This window comes from Defluviimonas salinarum, from assembly GCF_026013545.1.
Classification (GTDB): domain Bacteria; phylum Pseudomonadota; class Alphaproteobacteria; order Rhodobacterales; family Rhodobacteraceae; genus Albidovulum; species Albidovulum salinarum.
Genome location: NZ_JAPDOG010000027.1, coordinates 1 through 16,162, shown reverse-complemented (window position 1 = coordinate 16,162; position 16,162 = coordinate 1). Strand labels below are relative to the sequence as shown.

16 protein-coding genes are annotated in these 16,162 nt (G+C 64.5%); 7 read left to right on the top strand and 9 right to left on the bottom strand.

The genetic code is table 11. The features are described 5' to 3' along the window. Positions 1 to 3,660 carry a calcium-binding protein gene (locus OM960_RS20430; protein ID WP_264773270.1) on the top strand — a complete coding sequence of 1,220 codons (3,660 nt, stop codon included), beginning with the start codon at positions 1 to 3 and terminating at the stop codon, positions 3,658 to 3,660. A gap of 64 nt (positions 3,661 to 3,724) precedes the next feature. On the opposite strand, the gene OM960_RS20425 is transcribed toward OM960_RS20430, so the two are convergent. The 3 genes from OM960_RS20425 to smpB form a co-directional block, all read right to left on the bottom strand. Further along, complete coding sequence (locus OM960_RS20425) at positions 3,725 to 4,771, bottom strand: ApaLI family restriction endonuclease (protein WP_264773269.1); 1,047 nt, start codon at positions 4,769 to 4,771, stop codon at positions 3,725 to 3,727. Positions 4,772 to 4,879: 108 nt separating this feature from the next. After that, positions 4,880 to 5,596, bottom strand: coding sequence for a hypothetical protein (locus OM960_RS20420; RefSeq protein ID WP_264773268.1), 717 nt, complete (start codon positions 5,594 to 5,596; stop codon positions 4,880 to 4,882). Between the two features lie 46 nt (positions 5,597 to 5,642). After that, positions 5,643 to 6,104: an SsrA-binding protein SmpB gene (smpB, locus tag OM960_RS20415; RefSeq protein ID WP_264773267.1), complete on the bottom strand. Its 462-nt coding sequence runs from the start codon at positions 6,102 to 6,104 to the stop codon at positions 5,643 to 5,645. A gap of 147 nt (positions 6,105 to 6,251) precedes the next feature. On the opposite strand from smpB, the gene OM960_RS20410 reads away from it, so the two are divergent. Next, positions 6,252 to 7,013, top strand: a complete 762-nt coding sequence (locus tag OM960_RS20410) for a hypothetical protein (RefSeq protein WP_264773266.1) — start codon at positions 6,252 to 6,254, stop codon at positions 7,011 to 7,013. A gap of 4 nt (positions 7,014 to 7,017) precedes the next feature. Here the strand turns inward: OM960_RS20410 and OM960_RS20405 are convergent, their stop codons facing one another. After that, on the bottom strand, positions 7,018 to 7,317 hold the full coding sequence (locus OM960_RS20405) for a hypothetical protein (protein WP_264773265.1): 300 nt from the start codon (positions 7,315 to 7,317) through the stop codon (positions 7,018 to 7,020). Positions 7,318 to 7,497: 180 nt separating this feature from the next. Between OM960_RS20405 and OM960_RS20400 the strand changes: the two genes are divergently transcribed. Next, entirely contained in the window at positions 7,498 to 7,680 is a 183-nt protein-coding gene (locus OM960_RS20400; protein ID WP_264773264.1) for a hypothetical protein, read from the top strand. Between the two features lie 22 nt (positions 7,681 to 7,702). Next, entirely contained in the window at positions 7,703 to 8,206 is a 504-nt protein-coding gene (locus OM960_RS20395; protein WP_264773263.1) for a DUF2726 domain-containing protein, read from the top strand. A 16-nt stretch (positions 8,207 to 8,222) separates the two neighbouring features. Here the strand turns inward: OM960_RS20395 and OM960_RS20390 are convergent, their stop codons facing one another. Continuing rightward, positions 8,223 to 8,870 carry a hypothetical protein gene (locus tag OM960_RS20390; protein WP_264773262.1) on the bottom strand — a complete coding sequence of 216 codons (648 nt, stop codon included), beginning with the start codon at positions 8,868 to 8,870 and terminating at the stop codon, positions 8,223 to 8,225. Between the two features lie 141 nt (positions 8,871 to 9,011). On the opposite strand from OM960_RS20390, the gene OM960_RS20385 reads away from it, so the two are divergent. Beyond that, positions 9,012 to 9,725, top strand: a complete 714-nt coding sequence (locus OM960_RS20385) for a molecular chaperone DjiA (protein ID WP_264773261.1) — start codon at positions 9,012 to 9,014, stop codon at positions 9,723 to 9,725. A 32-nt stretch (positions 9,726 to 9,757) separates the two neighbouring features. On the opposite strand, the gene OM960_RS25475 is transcribed toward OM960_RS20385, so the two are convergent. Beyond that, positions 9,758 to 13,654, bottom strand: a complete 3,897-nt coding sequence (locus OM960_RS25475; protein ID WP_290428724.1) for a calcium-binding protein — start codon at positions 13,652 to 13,654, stop codon at positions 9,758 to 9,760. 528 nt (positions 13,655 to 14,182) lie between these two features. Here OM960_RS25475 and OM960_RS20370 point away from each other — a divergent pair. Then, positions 14,183 to 14,494, top strand: a complete 312-nt coding sequence (locus OM960_RS20370; RefSeq protein ID WP_264773260.1) for a hypothetical protein — start codon at positions 14,183 to 14,185, stop codon at positions 14,492 to 14,494. 12 nt (positions 14,495 to 14,506) lie between these two features. On the opposite strand, the gene OM960_RS20365 is transcribed toward OM960_RS20370, so the two are convergent. The 3 genes from OM960_RS20365 to tnpA form a co-directional block, all read right to left on the bottom strand. Beyond that, positions 14,507 to 14,836, bottom strand: a complete 330-nt coding sequence (locus OM960_RS20365; protein ID WP_264773259.1) for a hypothetical protein — start codon at positions 14,834 to 14,836, stop codon at positions 14,507 to 14,509. 15 nt (positions 14,837 to 14,851) lie between these two features. Further along, a complete protein-coding gene (locus tag OM960_RS20360) occupies positions 14,852 to 15,175 on the bottom strand; it encodes a hypothetical protein (RefSeq protein ID WP_264773258.1) in 324 nt (107 codons plus the stop codon). A 90-nt stretch (positions 15,176 to 15,265) separates the two neighbouring features. Beyond that, a complete protein-coding gene (gene tnpA / locus OM960_RS20355; RefSeq protein WP_264773257.1) occupies positions 15,266 to 15,781 on the bottom strand; it encodes an IS200/IS605 family transposase in 516 nt (171 codons plus the stop codon). Between the two features lie 43 nt (positions 15,782 to 15,824). Between tnpA and OM960_RS20350 the strand changes: the two genes are divergently transcribed. Beyond that, a partial coding sequence (locus tag OM960_RS20350; RefSeq protein WP_264773256.1) for a helix-turn-helix domain-containing protein occupies positions 15,825 to 16,162 on the top strand: 338 nt, incomplete at its 3' end.

The window sequence follows — 16,162 nt, the reverse complement described above, 5'->3', positions numbered from 1 at the left end:
ATGGGAACGCTTTACCTTGCCGCCAATTATATCGACGTCATGGGCTCGATTGGCCTCCACTACGGCCATCTTCAGATCGTTTACGATCCTGGCAATGGCGGTGCTCCTTTGGAAATCGAGGTGCAAGCGCCGTATTCTGCTGACACATGGCAGGAATTTCCCACGTTTTCCTTTGCACCCATACGAAACCACACCCTTTCGGAAAATACTCCGAATTATCTGGATTCGGCAAAAACCGAGTCGGTTATCCTTGCCACCGGTGAGCAGGCAGATACTCTCTGGAGCGAACTCCAGGAAATCCACAACCTATTCATGGATGCGAATACTGACTATCTCTACGGCCTCGGTCAGAACAGCAATTCATATGCAGCATCGCTACTCTGGATGGTCGGCATAGATATCAACAGTTATCTGGCAGATGTAACGCCACCGGCAGTTTCTGGACCTGATCCGGCGCTTCTGGCGATAATAGATAGATACCCGGACTGGACGCCAGATGAACTGACACTGTGGGGGGCGGCGGCGCAATATCTCGTCACGGGCAATCCTGCTTTTTATCAGGCTTTCCCCGGCGCTGATCGCAATATCCTTGAAAGCGGCTATGGAATTCTTGGCGATATCGCAATGAACATCCACCTGTCTCTGACAGGAGCTGACGATTTCCTTCGTACTGGCGACGGTGAGGACAGTATCGACGGGGGGAGTGGCGACGATATTCTGATCTCCGGCGATGCCAACGACACGCTGATCGGCGGAGGTGGGAACGACATCCTCTTTGGCCAGTCCGGCAATGACACCGCCGACTATTCGGGCGATCGCGGCGCCGGGGCTGCCGGGCTCACGGCTATCGTTGGCGGCTTTTCCGGGGCCGCGGCGGAGCAGCTCTACGGAACGGACAATATCATCGGTGTCGTTGACGGCTACGGTGGCGTGGATCTGGTCATAGAGGTCGAGAACCTTATCGCAACCGATTACGATGACATCGTCAGCTTCTCGGCCGGTTTTGCGACCAGCAACGGCCCGTCCCTGGCGCTCGAAGGCGGAGACAACACGGAGAAGGGCGACAGCCTGGTCTTCTCGGACTCGGACGTCGCCGTCGAGATCGATCTCTCCGCGAGCTTCGGCACCGACACTCTCGGCCGGATCAATCTTTCGCTCACCGGCTTTGAAAATATCGAGGGTTCCGACTTCGATGACCTGCTGACCGGAGACGACGGCGCCAATGTCATTCGCGGTGGCCTCGGCGCCGATGTCATCGATGCCGGTGGCGGGGAGGACCGTATCTATTTCGACGAGTTCGACCTTGCCGCCTATGGCGGCACGGGCTTCGACTGGGGCATCTACGAGGGATCGGGGCAGGTCTCGATCAACGGCGATACGATGAGCCTCGAGCTCCTGGTGGGCGGGACGGGGAATGACACCCTGGCGGGTGCCTCGTCGATAGAGGTGTCCTCCACGCCGCTGACGCTGACCATCAATTGGGACCGGGAGATCAGCGAGGGCTATTTTTGGGAAGATCGCGAACACATCGCGTGGAGCGATGCCTCGACCCGGATCATCGACTATTCCGGATTCGTTATCGTGTCTGGCGGGGATGGCGATGACACGCTCTTTTCGCGCGGATTGGGGCTGCTCGACGATGACGACTTTTCTGATCCTCCATCACATTCCACGCTACGCGAACTGGACGGAGCCAGGACATTGCTTCTGGGAGGAGACGGCTTCGACACTTATATGATAAGTCCAGGAACCGGAGGCTTCTACGCCAGCTTCATCAACGAAATCTACGACCGCGATGGTTGCGGCCGTATCATGGTTGGCGATATCGACCTGGGACAACTGTTCTATAACAAGGGCGATCTCTGGGGCGGCTCACCGGTCAACCAGGCCTTCTATGTCGCAAATAGCAGGCTGCAGAGCGGTTACTATGATCTTCGGGTTCCGACAAACCTGGCGACCAGCGCCCACATCAAATGTGGCTATATCGGATCGGATCTTCTCCTCCAGGTCGAGTTTTCCTACCCGACCTTCGTACCAGAGGCGGGGGTGGGTCTGGCTTACACTGGTCTGGTCATTCGCGACTTCACACCGGGCGACTTCGGGATAAACCTCTATGGCTATTATTCGACGGAACTGCTCGGCGCTCCCGGCGGCTTGAGCATCCCGACCGTTACCGACCTCGAGATCGGAGGCACCGACGGCGACGACGACCTGGCCGGAGACAGCGCCAACAACACGCTGATGGGGCGCGACGGCGACGACCTGATCGACGGCGGCGAAGGCCGGGACATCATCATTTCCGGGCAGGGCTCGGACCGGCTCACCGGGGGTGCCGGCGGCGACCGTTTCATTTTCCTGACCGGCGACGGCGACGACATGATCCTCGACCTCGACCCGACCGAAGACGCGCTCGAAATCGACGGCGTGGCGATCGCCGATCTCAACCAGCTTCCGGCCGGCGTCATTGGTCAAACGTCGGGCCTTAACTATGTTCTGAGCTACGGCAACGGCGACAGCATAACCCTTGTCTTTACGCCGGCTCTCGCCGCCGCCTATCCGGCGCTCTTCGGCGCGGTCGACGATGATCTGATCGGGACCGCGCAGGACGATATCCTCGATCCGGGCGCCGGGAACGATACGGTCACCGGCGGTGACGGGAACGACACGATCATCTACACGTCCGGAAACGACCTCATCCGCGGTGGCACGCTCAATCACGGGTCGGACACGCTCGATCTGACCAGGTATTCGGCGAACGAGGTCATTTTCGGTGTCGTCAACGAGGGCGATGTCACCATTGAAACGCCCGATGGCCTGATCACGCTCGAGAGGCAGGCCTACTACAGCATCGGCAACCAGAACGCGAACATCGAGCAGATCGTCTTCGCCGATGCGGCCCTGGGCGAGCAGGACATCCTGAACCGCGTCATCACCGATCACGTGACCGGGGGCGACGATGTCATCTACGGCACGCGGCGGAACGACACGATCGACGGAGGCACCGGGAACGACACGATGATCGGCGGCGCCGGACAGGACAATTACTACGTCGACAGCCCGGGCGACGTCGTCATCGAACTCGCGAACGGAGGCACGGCCGATCGAGTTTCCAGCCCGTTCGACTGGATCCTCGGCGACAACATCGAACGGCTCATCCTGAGCGGATCCGCGGCCGTCAACGGGACCGGAAACGCGCTTGGAAACATTCTCGACGGAAACGGTGCGGCGAACCTGCTGTCCGGCCTCAATGGTGATGACGACCTCCGCGGGCATGGCGGCAACGACACCCTCGATGGCGGTAACGGCAACGATCTTCTCGACGGGCATCTCGGTCACGATGTCCTCATCGGCGGCACGGGGGCCGATGTGTTCCGGTTCAGGTCGATCCACTGGGGCACCGACACGATCGCGGATTTCAACGCGCTCGACGGCGGCGCCCATGAGGGCGACGTGATGCGCTTCGAGGGCCTTCTGACCGGAACCTTCGCCTATCTCGGCGACGGCGCCTTCACGGGCGGCTCGGACAACTCCGAGGCGCGGGTCGATGGCGACAGGGTGCTGGTCGACACCGATGGGAACGGCGTGTCCGACATCACGGTCCTCCTCACCGGCCTGACGAGCGCGAGCCAGATCACCGCGGACGACTTCCAGTTCCTTTAAGACATCCTATGCACTGACGGGCCGGACCTTCTGGCCGAAACTCGAAAACGGCGTCTGCCGTCTTTCAGGCCCGGCCAAACCTCATCGCCTGCATGCGCGGCTCGGCGACGAGAAGCTCGATATTGATGCCCTCCTCCGATGCCCGCAGCGTAAGGTCGAGCGGCCGGTCGCCAGCATTGGAAATAGCGCGGACCGGACGGCGCAGGAAGAGATCGACGAAGGCCGACATCATGGGGCCGGCATGCTCATGAACGTGGCTCCAGGCCTCTTCGCCGTAGAGGACGGATCCTCCGTAATTGGCATAAGCCTCGACCAGCTCCTCGGAACGTCCCGGCCCCGGATCCTCGAGCACCAGGAGCACCGGCACGAAGCCGGAGAAGCTGCAGTCGCGGGCAAAGGCCATCTCGTCGCCCATCCGGGCCCGGCGGCTCGGCGCATCCGTGAGCCGCGCCTTGAGGTCATAGGCCCGGTTGTCCTTGATGCAGTCCACCCTGCGCCGGGCGAAATCGCCGCCGGAACGCCGGATCGGGGAGGTTCGTGCCTCGCAGACCCGGCCACCGAGGGCGAGGGCCATGACCGAGGCGACGAGGTAGCCGGTCTCCTGGCCGATCCGGTTGTCGATGTCGTAGAGCCATTTGCGCCAGATCATCCAGGAGGCCATGGCCTCGTCATCCATCGCCAGGTATTCGAGCGGAGACCGCATCGCGATGTCCGAGATCACGGGCATCGGCTGGCTGGACATGATCGAACGCAGCTTCTGGCGCCTCTTGGTGATCTCGCACAGAGCGGAAAAAGCCCGGTCGAAATCCGGGATCCGGTCATGCGCTTCGAGATAGGCGTCCACGAACGCGCCTGGAGAGACGGTGCCACCATCCCCGGGCGCTGCGGCCCGGTCCGGCTCGCGGTAGAACCGCTCCGCCGCCGCAGGGCCGTGATCCCGCAGCCGCGCCGGATCTGCGGCGGAGCGGGCGACATCGTCCAGCACGCCGATCAGCCTGGCCATGTCGGGGATCTCGAGGATGATACGTTCGGCGCCCTTTCCCAGGACGCGGTTCCTGCGCAGGGCGGCGGCCTGGTCGGGCGACAGGCGCGGATCGGTCGGGAAACGCATGGGAGGCTCCGGGAAATCGAAAATTCACGAAGACATCCTATGTGATGCGAGTTATGCGAAAAATAGACCTGTGACGGTTATCCACATGTTCGCCGGGGCCGGCCCGGTTCAGAGCCCGGCCTCGTCGGCCTCGGTCCGGCCGGCGCGCAGCTCGCGGATGATGCGGGCCGCCTCTTCGAGCCTGGCGGCCGCCGCATCCATCCGCGCCGGATCGGCGCCTGGACGATCCGCCTCGTGGCTGAGGAGGATCGAGACCACCTCGTCGAAGCCCTGTCCGGCCAGCTGTTTCGCCTCGCGCAGATGTCCAAGCATCTCCGGGTGGCTCATAACCGCCTCGGAGACATCGCGGGCCGCGAAGGGCATCACGGTGCCGAAATCGAAGTCGACGAGGCGGAAGTCGCGCTCGGCACCCTTGTCGAGGTCGAGCGCCTTCAGCATGAGGCCAGGCGTCGGGTGCCAGTCCGTCGACCCGTGCCAGACGGCGATCGCGCGCAGCCGGCGCGTGGAGACCTCGCCGCGCCAGTTGCGGTACCGGCAGGCGAACTCGATCGGCCCCTTCTGGACGATGAGCAGATTGGCGAGGTTGACTTCCTCCCCGGTGCCGAGGGGATATGCTGCGGTCGCGACATGCTCCTCCGCTGCCCGCTTTGCCGTGTCGGCGTCAGGCCAGGAGCCTTCGATGAGCGTGTCGCTATAGCCCGGAACGGACCAGGTCACGGACCATTCCGCTCCTTGCGAGCTTCGCTCCACGCGGATCGACCCGAACAGCGGGGCGGGGGCGCGGTACGCGAACTCCTCATGCAGGCATTCCCATTGCAGGATCATGGCTTCTCCGGGTTGGCAGGGCTGATCGAATATGGCGCCGAAGTGCCTAGAGCCGGCTGGCGGTCTTCAGGAGCCGCGCCTTCTGCCGGTTCCAGTCGCGCGCCGCGGACGCCTCGCGCTTGTCGGCCTTCTTCTTGCCGCGGGCAACCGCGAGGCTGAGCTTCATCACGCCGCGCTCATTGGCATAGAGCCGGAGCGGCACGAGCGTCAGGCCCTCGCGCGCCGTGGCGGACCAGAGCCTCGCGATCTCGCGCCGCGAGGCGAGGAGCTTGCGCTTGCGGCGCGGCTCGTGGCCGAAAATGCCACCGTGCTCGAGCGGCGCGATATAGCCGTTCATCAGCCAGAGTTCGCCGTTCTCGATCGTGGCGTAGCTGTCGGCGATGTTCGAGCCGCCGCGGCGGAGGCTCTTCACCTCGGAGCCAAGAAGGATGAGGCCGACCTCGAGATCGCTCTCGATCGCGTAGTCGTGGCGGGCGCGCCGGTTCTCGGACAAGGTCTTGGCTGCCATGATGGGTCTCGCGCAAGGCATGATACGATTTGCGAAAAACTATTCTATCCCGCCGCGGTCTTCAATATGGAATCGACGGCTTCCGGTTTTCTGCCTCGGCTGCGAGACTGCGAAAAAGAGACAAGAGAAAATGATTGGACACCGGCGATGCGTAACCTTCTCCCGAAGCTCTCCCCGGCCGCGCGCCGCCCCCTGGCCGCCCTGACGCTTGGCGCGGGCTTCAGCCTCGCCGCCGCGGTGGCCATTTCCGGCGTCTTCGCCGGGCGCAACGCGGAAGATCTCGCCTTGGGCGAGATCATCGACAGCCCCGGGAAGGTGGTTCTGGCCGAACGTGTCGTCGGCATGCGCGACGGCATGGCCGAGGCCGGTTTCCGGAATGGCGCGATCGACGCCCGCGTCACGCGGATCGAGGCCGAGCGCGACCCGGAGATCTCCGCCGCCCTTCGCCCGGTCTACGACGCCGCCTACGAGGGCGGTGTCGAGGGCAGGTGGAGCCCGGAGGCGCTTTTGGGTTATCTCGATGCGATCGAGGCTGACCGGCGCGATCTCGGCGAGGGGGTGCGGGGGGCGGCGGCCCTGTTTCATGACCTCGACCGTAACGATGCGGCGATCTTCCAGGCCTTGAATGAGGCCGTTGCGGCCACCCGCAATGTCGAGGGTCCGGCCGGCAGCGCGGCCTTGCGCACCCTCTTCATGACCGAGGTCGCACATGACGAGATCCGTTGGGCGGTGAGCCAAGTGATTGGGGCGCCCGCCTTCGGCCCCGCGGCCGACAGGAGCCTCGAAGGGTTTCTGCATGCGACCGGTGTGACTCCCTCGATCCGCGAGGGAGCGGATGCCGGCGTCTTCCCTGCCGACCCCTTCGAGACCGCGGAGAACGCCGAGACCGACTCCGGCCTCCGCTTCTAGAAATTCAGTCGCAGCCGCAATCCGAGGTACCGCAACCGGAAGGGCCGATGTCGGCCCCCCCATCGGGCGGCACGTCCCGGGGAGCCGCCCGGCCGCAGAGGCCGCGGCCAGTGGTGACCGGCGGTTCGCGCCGCGATGCGGTCTCGATGGGAAGCGTGCCATGGCGGACGCTGCCGGTGGCTGGCACTTCCACATCCGGCGAGGTTTTCCCGGTGGCGGCCATGCGACCGCTGAAAATGATCCAGGCGCCGGCGGCGGCGGTTGGAGACAAGATCACGGCGGCTGAAAGGATGGCGTCGAGCATGGCGGTTTCCGGTTAGAAATTTCGCATAATGTAGCGCCGGGCCGCCGCCGCGGCGACGGCACAGGCGCCGCTATCCACAAAAAAGCCGGAGGACCCCGTTTTCGTGATTTTCGGAATTGCGAAAAAGTGAAAAACATTCCAAATTCACCACGGCAAATCATTCTTCTATTGGAGACATCAATGGCACTTTCGGCGGCGGACCCCGTGCGGGTGAAGATCGAGATCCTGGACGGCAACAGCCGCAAGGTCACGACGATCGAGACCCATGATCCCGAATGGAGCTTCAAGCAGTTCTGCCGGAACCGCCATACGCCGCAGTGGTGCTGGCGCGAGATCCCCGCGACCGCCGCCCGGCCTCACTGAGCGCCTTGATCGGGGCAAGTTCATGGATTTCTCGGCCGTTGGCATCATCATCCTGGTCCTTGCCGTATTCGCGGCCGGAAGGGCCCTTTTCCGCCGCGGCCGCGCGCCGGAGGGGCCGGCCTTTCGCAAGGTGCCGGTCCTGAACCGCTCCGAAACCAGGCTCCATTCGATCCTGGCGCGGAACCTCGAGCCGCTCTTCGGGGGCGGCAGCCAGCTCCTGGCGCAGGTGAGCCTTGGCGAGTTCCTGCGCTCCGACGATCGCGGGGCCTTCCTGTCGATCAATTCCAAGCGGGCGGATTTCGTGGTGGTCGACCGCGATTTCAACCCGGTGGCCACGATCGAATACCAGGGCAAGGGCCATTACGGATGGACCCGGGAGGCGGCCGCCGATGCCCGCAGGCGTGACGGGATCAAGCGCATGGCGCTCACCTCGGCCGGCATCCCGATGATCGAGATCCCGGCGGACTACAACGAGCGGAGCGTACTCGCCTCCGTGCGGGCGGCGCTGCCCTACGGCCCGGCCTGAGAGCGGCGCGGCGCCGTCACATCGGCTCCGGCCCTTCGAACCGCCCCTCGACCCTCGCGCAGGCAGTGAAGAGTTCCGACTGGACCTCGTATTCCGTCCAGGTATCGCAGCGGCGCATCTGCATCCGGCCCGCCTGGTGCGGGTCAAAGCTGAACAGCCTGTCCACGGGGGCCGCGGAGAGCCCCGGCCGCATTGTCGCCGCGAATTTCAGCGCCGCCTCGGCCGGGGAGGCGGCCCAGATCGTGGCGATCCGATCGCCCGGGTTCATCCTGCCGGCCCGGCCGAAGGCGTAGCTGTCGTCACAGGTTCCGGGATGATCCTCGAAGAGGTCCCGGATGAAGGCAAGATCACGGATCGTGGTGCCGACAGCCTCATCCCCGAGACCGTCGATCGGGATGCCGGACAGCGTCGTCCGGCCGGTACCGTCCTTCTCGACGGCGAACATCACGGGCATGGCGCCGGCGGGAAGCCAGGTCCGGATATGATCGATGGCCTTCAGCGTGTCGTCGCAGAGAGCCTTTTCGGAAAACGTGTTCAGGACGTCGCACGTGTCGATGCGCAGCACGCCGCCCAGCCCGGCCGCGCGCAGCCTGGCGGCCAGGGAATTCAGGATCATGCCGGTATAGTCGGCCTTCTCGACCTGGTCTCGGGTGTCGGCGCGCATGATGTGATTATCCCAGATATCTTCGGTTCCCATCCTGGTTAGGCCATGATAATGAAAACGCGAAAACATATTGGACCGTTCGAGCGGACCGAATCTCCGCCAACAGGCCGCGCCGCCCGGAGGCGATCGCTCGAGATGTCGATGAACGACTACAGTTTGGTAGGCCGGGCGGCCGGTTTCTGGAAGCGGCTCCTCGACCGGCTCGGAAGGATGGACCCCTTTGCCGGCTCGATGCCGGCTGTCGGCCCCACGGACCCTGAAGGCTTTTCGATTTCGCTTCTCGCGCTCTCGGCGAAGATCGCCAAGGCCGACGGTCTCATCACGCGTGACGAGGTTGCCGTCGTGCGGTCTATCCTGCAGGTCCCTCCCGGGGAGGAGAAGAACGCGGCGCGGGTCTTCAACCTTTGCGGCCAGGATCCAAGCGGCTACGAGGCCTATGCCCGGAAGATTTCGCGCGCGATCGGGCATGGCGCCCATGCGGACGGGCTGCGCGAGGACGTGCTCGATGCGCTCTTCCATGTCGCGATGGCCGACGGCGAGTATCACCCGAACGAGGCGTCCTGCCTCTGGACCGTCGCCGGGATCTTCGCGATCCCCGAGGCGCGCTTCAGGATGATCGAGGCCCGGCATGTTCCGGACGCCTGGAGCCCGCACGAGGTCCTTGGCGTTCCTTCGGACGCCGGCGAGGAGGAGATCCGCGCGGCCTGGAAGGCCAGGGTCCGCGAGGAGCATCCGGACCGGCTCGCCGCGCGTGGCCTGCCGCGCGAGATGCTCGAGATCGCGCACCGGCGGATGCTGGATCTCAACCGGGCCTACGAGGAGCTGACGGTGAGGCCGGGGTGTTCGCCGGCCTGACTGCGCTTCTTCCGCGTTTCGGACTCCGTCCGTCAGAAGAACTCGAAGCTCGAGGCACCGAGGCTTGACTGGCTGATGCCCGCCAGCGTCAGCATATCGCCCTCGCCGTAGTCGATTACCACGTCCTTGCCGACCTGGGTGATGGTGATCTCGTCCTGGGAAATCCCGGCAAAGCGGATCACGTCCGACCCTCTTGCGAAGTCCGTGATCCGGTCCTTGCCATCGCCAGCCGCGAAGACGAACGTGTCCCTGCCGAGATCGCCGAAGAGGACATCATTGCCCGCGCCGCCGTCGATGAGGTCGTTGCCGCGGCCGCCATCGATCACGTCGTCGCCGGCGCCGCCCATCAGGGTGTCGTCGCCATTGCCGCCGATGAGGATGTCCGCGCCGTCGCCACCAAGGATCGCGTCCGCGCCGTTGCCGCCGTCGAGCCTGTCATCCCCGGCTCCTCCGAAGAGCCGGTCATCCCCGTTTCCGCTCGAGATCACGTCATCGCCGCCGAAGCCGTGGAGGACATCCTGGCCCTTGCTGCCGGTGATGATGTTGTCCGCCTCGGCCAGGCCGGCATCGAGGCCAGAGAAGGTCACGTCCAGATCGCCGCTCCCGTCGTCCCATGCCTTGACGGTGACATAGCCCGCATCGACGTACTCCCGCAGATCCTCGAAACTGGTGATCGCACGTTCGCGGTCGAAGCCCGCGAGGATGATCGTGTCGCCCTCCGCGAAGTTCAGGTCGACGATGCGGAAGCTGTCATCAGCGACCGTCAGCGCGCCGTCGATGGTGACCCGATCCGCGCCCTCGGCGCCGTAGACCTCGTCGGAGCCGCCTCCGAGGGTCAAGGTGTCGTCGCCGCGCGAGCCGATCAGGAGGTCGTCGTGGCTGCTGGCCTGGAATTCGACCGGGCTGGAGCCGGCCCGGACCCAGTTTTCCCAGAAACCGCGCGGGCCGGCGCTCGTGATGACATGGGTCACATAGGCCGCGTGGCTCTCGAAGAGAGAGATGTCCGCGATGGTTTTGCCGGGGATCACGATGGTCTGTGTGCCGTCCGCCAGATCGACCGAGATCTCGACGCCGCCCTCCACCTCGGTCAGGCTTTCGGCATCGACGCCGATGAGGGCGATGGTCTCGGCTTGGGCCAGGCGGCCCACCGCCTCTTCGTCGAGGCCGGGCAGGCTCGAGACGTCGATTGCCGCGGCATTCTGCACCAGGCCGCCCGCCGTGCGCATCGTCTCTGTCCGCTCGACGGCGGCAATGGCCGCATCGGCGGCGAGGTCATTGAACCAGGACAGGTCCGTGCCGGCCAGGAAGCCGGCGGGATCCTCGTGATGCATGGCCTCGTAGGCCTTGTTCATGAGGTCTTCGATGGCGTTGGTCTCGTCAAGCATGGTCAGGAGCGTGTCCAGCGCGAGCTCGATTGCGGCCATCTGGGGCAAGGGCATCCAGGTTGCGATCTCGACAAGGGCGGAGCAGATCTTTCCGACGACGAAAGCCCCCATCTTGTTCTGGAACTCGCGATCCGTGACGTAGGGCTTGCTGTCGAGGATGCCGAGGATCTCGGCGGCATCAGTATAGGTATCGGCCGCAAAGCCGAGCCCATTGAGCGCCTGGCCGCCGAAATCGACGAACCTGCCGACGTTCTTGCGCAGGGCTTCGGCCATTTCGCTGGTGTCGCCGGCCGTGGCACCGACGATCATCTCCAGTGCGCCGAAAAGCGCATTGGTGGACCAGGTCAGGACATCAATGGCCGTTCCGGTCCCGCCGGGGTCGAGCGCCCAGTCACGCGGGGCCGGCTCGCCGATCCGGTATTCGTCGGTGTAGACCATGGCTTCCGCCCATTCCGAGGCGTTGCCGGTTTCGTCCAGGGCCCGCAGGGAGATCCCGATACTGCCATCGAACGGCTGCTCATCGTAAACCAGGTCCCAGCTTCCCGGAACGCGTTTTCCGGGGTCGCGCCACATGCCGAGGTTCACGAATTCGAAGGCCTGGAATTCCTCGAAAGTGAGGGTGAACGAGACGGTGTCGCCGGAGATCTCGCCGAAACCAAGCCTGTCGAGATCGACGCTGGACAGGAAGTCCTCGTAGGCGATCCCCCATCCGAGGTCCTGGAAATTCGCCTCCAGATCCGTCATGTCGATGCCCGCGAAGGACACCATGACCTCGATCGCGGCGATGTCCCCGTCCTGGTCACCGACATCGAACAGCCTGTCGAGCGTCAGCCTGGCTCCCCCGACGACGCAGATGTCGCCCCCGACGACCGTCGGCGGAACCGACGCGAACTCGATCAGGGTTCCGCCATCACCAAGATCCTCGACGCGGTAACCAAGGCAGGACCAGTCCCGGAGCTGCATCGCGATCTCGTTGACCATGTCCCCATCGGTGTCGACGGTGAGCCAGCCGGTATTCGAGATCGAGACCGCCTCGCGCCCGAAGGAAAGATCGAGGACGCGGATCGCGTCCCCTGCACCGATATCGGCCACGGCGTCCCCGTCGAGCTCCTGGGCGTAGCCGCTGAAGACGTCATTGCCGCCCATGCCGATGAGAAGATCGTGATGGGCCGAGGCCCGGATCTCCTCGCTGGCCAGGGTGCCCTCGAAAGTGAGGTCCCCGGTAAGGTCGAGCGGGTCCGCCTCGTGAAAGACGATGCCGCGGACGGCCGGGATCGCGGAGCCATCGGACCCGAACTGTTCAGCGATCCTGAGCGAGATGCCGGTTTCACGGAGATAGACGATGAGATCGTCGGGGGTCTCGGCGTCGCGCATGAGGCGCAGGTCGCCCGCGTCGAAATCGAGGATCTCGACCACCGGCTCGCGGGTGATGGTCCGGATCGTGATCTCGCGCGGCGCCCCCGGATCGCTCGTGGTGGGCGCCGTCACGGTGTCGATCACGAGGCGGCCGCCGCCGAAGGTGAAGCCCTTTAAGCCGTCCAGGTTCCAGTCCCGGACGGCTGCCGAGGTGTCCTGGTTGAAATTCTCGATGATCAGCCGGTCGCCTGTATGGTTCCCGTTCTCGTCGAGGATGTCGATGTGAAGCTCGCGCTTCCCGTTGACCTCGTAGAGGATCATGCTGATCATGTCGTCGGGAATGTCGGCAAGAAGTTCGATCGCGCCGCCGTCGTCGATGATCCGGTCCTCCCCGGACCCGGGTGCGAGAACGTAGGTGTCGAGGCCCGCGCCGCCGGCCAGGACATCGTTGCCCGTACCGCCGAAGAGGCGGTCCGCGCCGTCTCCGCCTTCGAGAATATCATCGCCGGAGCCACCATCCAGGATGTCGTCACCTGCGCCGCCGTCGAGCGCATCGGATCCGGCGCCGCCCTCCATGACGTCGTTGCCGCCGCCACCGTTCATCGTGTCGGAGGTGTCGGCGCCGAGGATGGCCTCGCTGTCGTCCGACCCGTTGGCGATGCCGTCCTCTCCGACATGGATCTCGCGAGGCCCGCCGGTGATCGTGTAGATCGCGGTGCGGTCATCCCACCGCAGGGAATCTCGAACCTGGTAGTCGAAGGTGATCGTGCGGCTCTCACCCGGCGCGAGATCGGCGAACTGGCCCGGATCGATCACGATCCGGCCGGTCTCGTAGTCCTGGCTCCAGACGAGCGACGGGTCGTCGCAGCCGTAGACATGGAAATAGAGCCCGTCGATCCCGCCGTAGGATTCCGCGATCGACGGCAGGCTCCCGAGATCCCGGGCGCCGATCGTCGTGGCGATCCCGGGATCCGTGATGGCGTCGAGACCGTCGAAGAGGAGAGTGTAGATCGCGTGCGCCGTAGAGCCCGCGGTGCCGTCGCTGATCGTGTAGTCGAACTCGAAGGCCCATTTCCCCTGGTAGTCGACGGCGAGATCGAAATACGAATAGAGAGAGGCTTTGATAGGCGTAGAGCGTTCCCGACTGCCCGTAGCTCCAGCTGTCGTAGGAGAAACTGAAGTCGGCATAGTCTTCATGCCGGTAGCCGGTGCCGCCCGGCAACAGGAAGGCGAAAACCGAGGAGCCGTAGGCGATGTCGTAATACGGTGTCGTGTGGGCCCAATCGGTGTCGTAGGCATAATGGGCCTCGATCCCGTTCAGCGTCACGTTCGTGAAGGAGATCGAGGTGATATCGAAAGTGCCGGTGTCGTTCGAGAGGAAGTGAAGCGGATCCTCCCCCCAGCCGGCGTCCGGGGACCAGGAAAAACCGAACCCGGTTTGCGCGAGGTCGACCTCGAAGACATCGTTGTTTGCCTGAAGTTGTCCGGTCATGCCGCATGAGCCCCATGTAGATCCGCGACTCGAAGGGGCCACCATCGCAGACCCTTCGAGTCTGTTGAGTCAGGATATGGACGGGCCGCTGGAAATTGGCCAGAAATATAATTGGCTTCGGCGTTTTTCGCGGACGTGCTCGGGCGCCCGGGGCCGGTGCTGCACGGAGGATGGAGATGCGCAGGACCTTGGCCGTCATCGATCGGAACGGAGTTGCCACGAGCATGCCGGACATCAGCGGCAAGGCCGTCGACGAGGCCTTTGCCGCGTCCGGCCTCGCGGATGCCATTGCGAGCGGCAATCCATTCGCCGCCATGGAGGCGTTCATGCGCCTGGAGGGCGGTCTCGGCGTCGAGCGCCGTCACCTCGCGGGCGAGGACCTGGCTGAAATCTTCGGACCTGATCCCGTCGACGTCAGTTTCCCGGGCCTCGAAGGGAAGCGGGCCGCAGCAAACGCATCGCCGACCCCGGCGTTGGCCTCCAGATCCATGGAGTATCTCTGGCCCGAAGACGGGCCGGAGCCGGATTTCAACTGAAAAGGTGATCCTTCAGGGCTCCAGATCTTCGCGCGGGTAGTCCTCGTCGAGAACCCGTTCGATCTCGTAGGTGATGGCGTCCTCGGAGGCATAACCCTCGGCATAGTCGGTGGAAGCATTGAAAAGCGCGGCCTGCTTATCGGCCGCCGTCATCTCCGGACGCCCGTCGAAATAGGAGAGCCCCTCCAGGCGCGCCACATCACGCGTGGCGAAGGAGACATAGGCGCCTGGAAGCTCCTCGATGTCGGCCTGCAGCGACTGGAGAAAGGCACCGGGATCGACCTGTGCCGCAGCTACGGCGCGGATCTGTTCGAGAAGAGTCTTGCGGGCTTCCGAGGACATGGCGTCTCCTTCCGATCAGGGTTCGAGCGTGCCGGCGGCGAAGCGGTCATCCACCTCGGCGAGCTCTTCGCGGGTGAAGCGCAGATCCTCGGGGCTGCGCTTCGTCATCTCGAGGGTGGCCGTGTCGAGTTCGTGGACCGACAGCCCCTTCCAGCCGCCCTCATAGGCCTCCATCACCGCTTCCCAGAACTCCTCGTCCGCGCCGTTCTCCAGTGCATCGGAGCATCCCGTTTGGCTCGCGATGTCGATGACGGCGCTCCGCGGATCGGCGAAGGCGGCGGCGGTCTCGTTGTATTCGTGGTTGTAGGCCACGACCCAGATCCGGGTTCCGATCGTCATTCCACCTCTCCCGTTTCGAGTGCCTCACCCCGCGATCCTTGCCGCGGTGCGCGAAAATCAAAAGAAGATTCGGTGCGCCATTGAGCAGATTTAGCCGCAACCCCCTTCCTTCAGGGAGGGGTCGAGGCGTCTGTTTTCTTCCCGCCGTCTTTTCTCTTCCCGCGCGGCGGCGCGGCGCACCGCGCCGGTCCTGATACGGCCGGGGGCGTTCTGGCTCTCGACATAGGCCTTGACGACATCGAGCGGCGCGCCGCCGCAGGAGACGACGCAGTAGCTCGGCGACCAGAAGGCCTCGCCCCAGAGGCAGCGCCGGACCTCGGGCCAGCCCTGCTGCCGGAGCCGGCGCGAGCTGACGCCCTTCAGGACGTTGACGAGGCGCGACAGCGCGAGCTGCGGCGGATAGGCGACGAGGAGATGGACATGATCGCCGTCGGCCTCGCAGGCCAGGAGCTCCGCCCCCATGTCGCCGCAGGCGGCGGCCATGGTCTCGCCGAGGAGCGCGCGGACGCGCCCGGTCTCGATGGCGCGGCGGCGATACTTCGTCGTCAAGACCAAGTGGGCATGAAGCAGGTGGACGACGTGCCGTCCGGCTCTGAAATCGGTCATTTTTCGTTTCCGAAAAAATATCAGACCAACTATATTCGCATTCATGACGCAGCTCAAGGCGACCCGCATCCGGCTCTACCCGACGCCTGCGCAGGAGGCGGCCTTCCTGCGCATCGCCGGCTGCTGCCGCCTCGTCTACAATCTCGGCCTCGAGCAGCGCCGCGATTTCTGGCGCCAGCACCGGGCGACAACCGGACACAGCATCAGCTGGATCGGCCAGAAGCGCGAGATCACGGACCTCAAGGCCGTGGCCCCGTTCCTGGCCGAGGTGCCGGTCCACTGCCTGCAGATGGCGCTGAAGGATCTCGACGCGGCCTATGGCCGGTTCTTCGACGGGGCCGCCGGCTATCCGCGCCCGCGAAAAAAGGGCGAGAACGACAG

Bases quoted from the DNA above. Each gene is read 5' to 3' on its own strand.
- OM960_RS20420 (WP_264773268.1), bottom strand. From the start codon at position 5,596: ATGATCCTGCAATGGGAATGCCTGCATGAGGAGTTCGCGTACCGCGCC.
- OM960_RS20395 (WP_264773263.1), top strand. From the start codon at position 7,703: ATGGATTTCTCGGCCGTTGGCATCATCATCCTGGTCCTTGCCGTATTC.
- OM960_RS25475 (WP_290428724.1), bottom strand. From the start codon at position 13,654: ATGCCGACTTCAGTTTCTCCTACGACAGCTGGAGCTACGGGCAGTCGG.
- OM960_RS20425 (WP_264773269.1), bottom strand. From the start codon at position 4,771: ATGCGTTTCCCGACCGATCCGCGCCTGTCGCCCGACCAGGCCGCCGCC.
- OM960_RS20430 (WP_264773270.1), top strand. From the start codon at position 1: ATGGGAACGCTTTACCTTGCCGCCAATTATATCGACGTCATGGGCTCG.
- OM960_RS20405 (WP_264773265.1), bottom strand. From the start codon at position 7,317: ATGCTCGACGCCATCCTTTCAGCCGCCGTGATCTTGTCTCCAACCGCC.
- smpB (WP_264773267.1), bottom strand. From the start codon at position 6,104: ATGGCAGCCAAGACCTTGTCCGAGAACCGGCGCGCCCGCCACGACTAC.
- OM960_RS20365 (WP_264773259.1), bottom strand. From the start codon at position 14,836: ATGTCCTCGGAAGCCCGCAAGACTCTTCTCGAACAGATCCGCGCCGTA.
- OM960_RS20370 (WP_264773260.1), top strand. From the start codon at position 14,183: ATGCCGGACATCAGCGGCAAGGCCGTCGACGAGGCCTTTGCCGCGTCC.
- OM960_RS20390 (WP_264773262.1), bottom strand. From the start codon at position 8,870: ATGCGCGCCGACACCCGAGACCAGGTCGAGAAGGCCGACTATACCGGC.
- OM960_RS20410 (WP_264773266.1), top strand. From the start codon at position 6,252: ATGCGTAACCTTCTCCCGAAGCTCTCCCCGGCCGCGCGCCGCCCCCTG.
- tnpA (WP_264773257.1), bottom strand. From the start codon at position 15,781: ATGACCGATTTCAGAGCCGGACGGCACGTCGTCCACCTGCTTCATGCC.
- OM960_RS20385 (WP_264773261.1), top strand. From the start codon at position 9,012: ATGAACGACTACAGTTTGGTAGGCCGGGCGGCCGGTTTCTGGAAGCGG.
- OM960_RS20360 (WP_264773258.1), bottom strand. From the start codon at position 15,175: ATGACGATCGGAACCCGGATCTGGGTCGTGGCCTACAACCACGAATAC.
- OM960_RS20400 (WP_264773264.1), top strand. From the start codon at position 7,498: ATGGCACTTTCGGCGGCGGACCCCGTGCGGGTGAAGATCGAGATCCTG.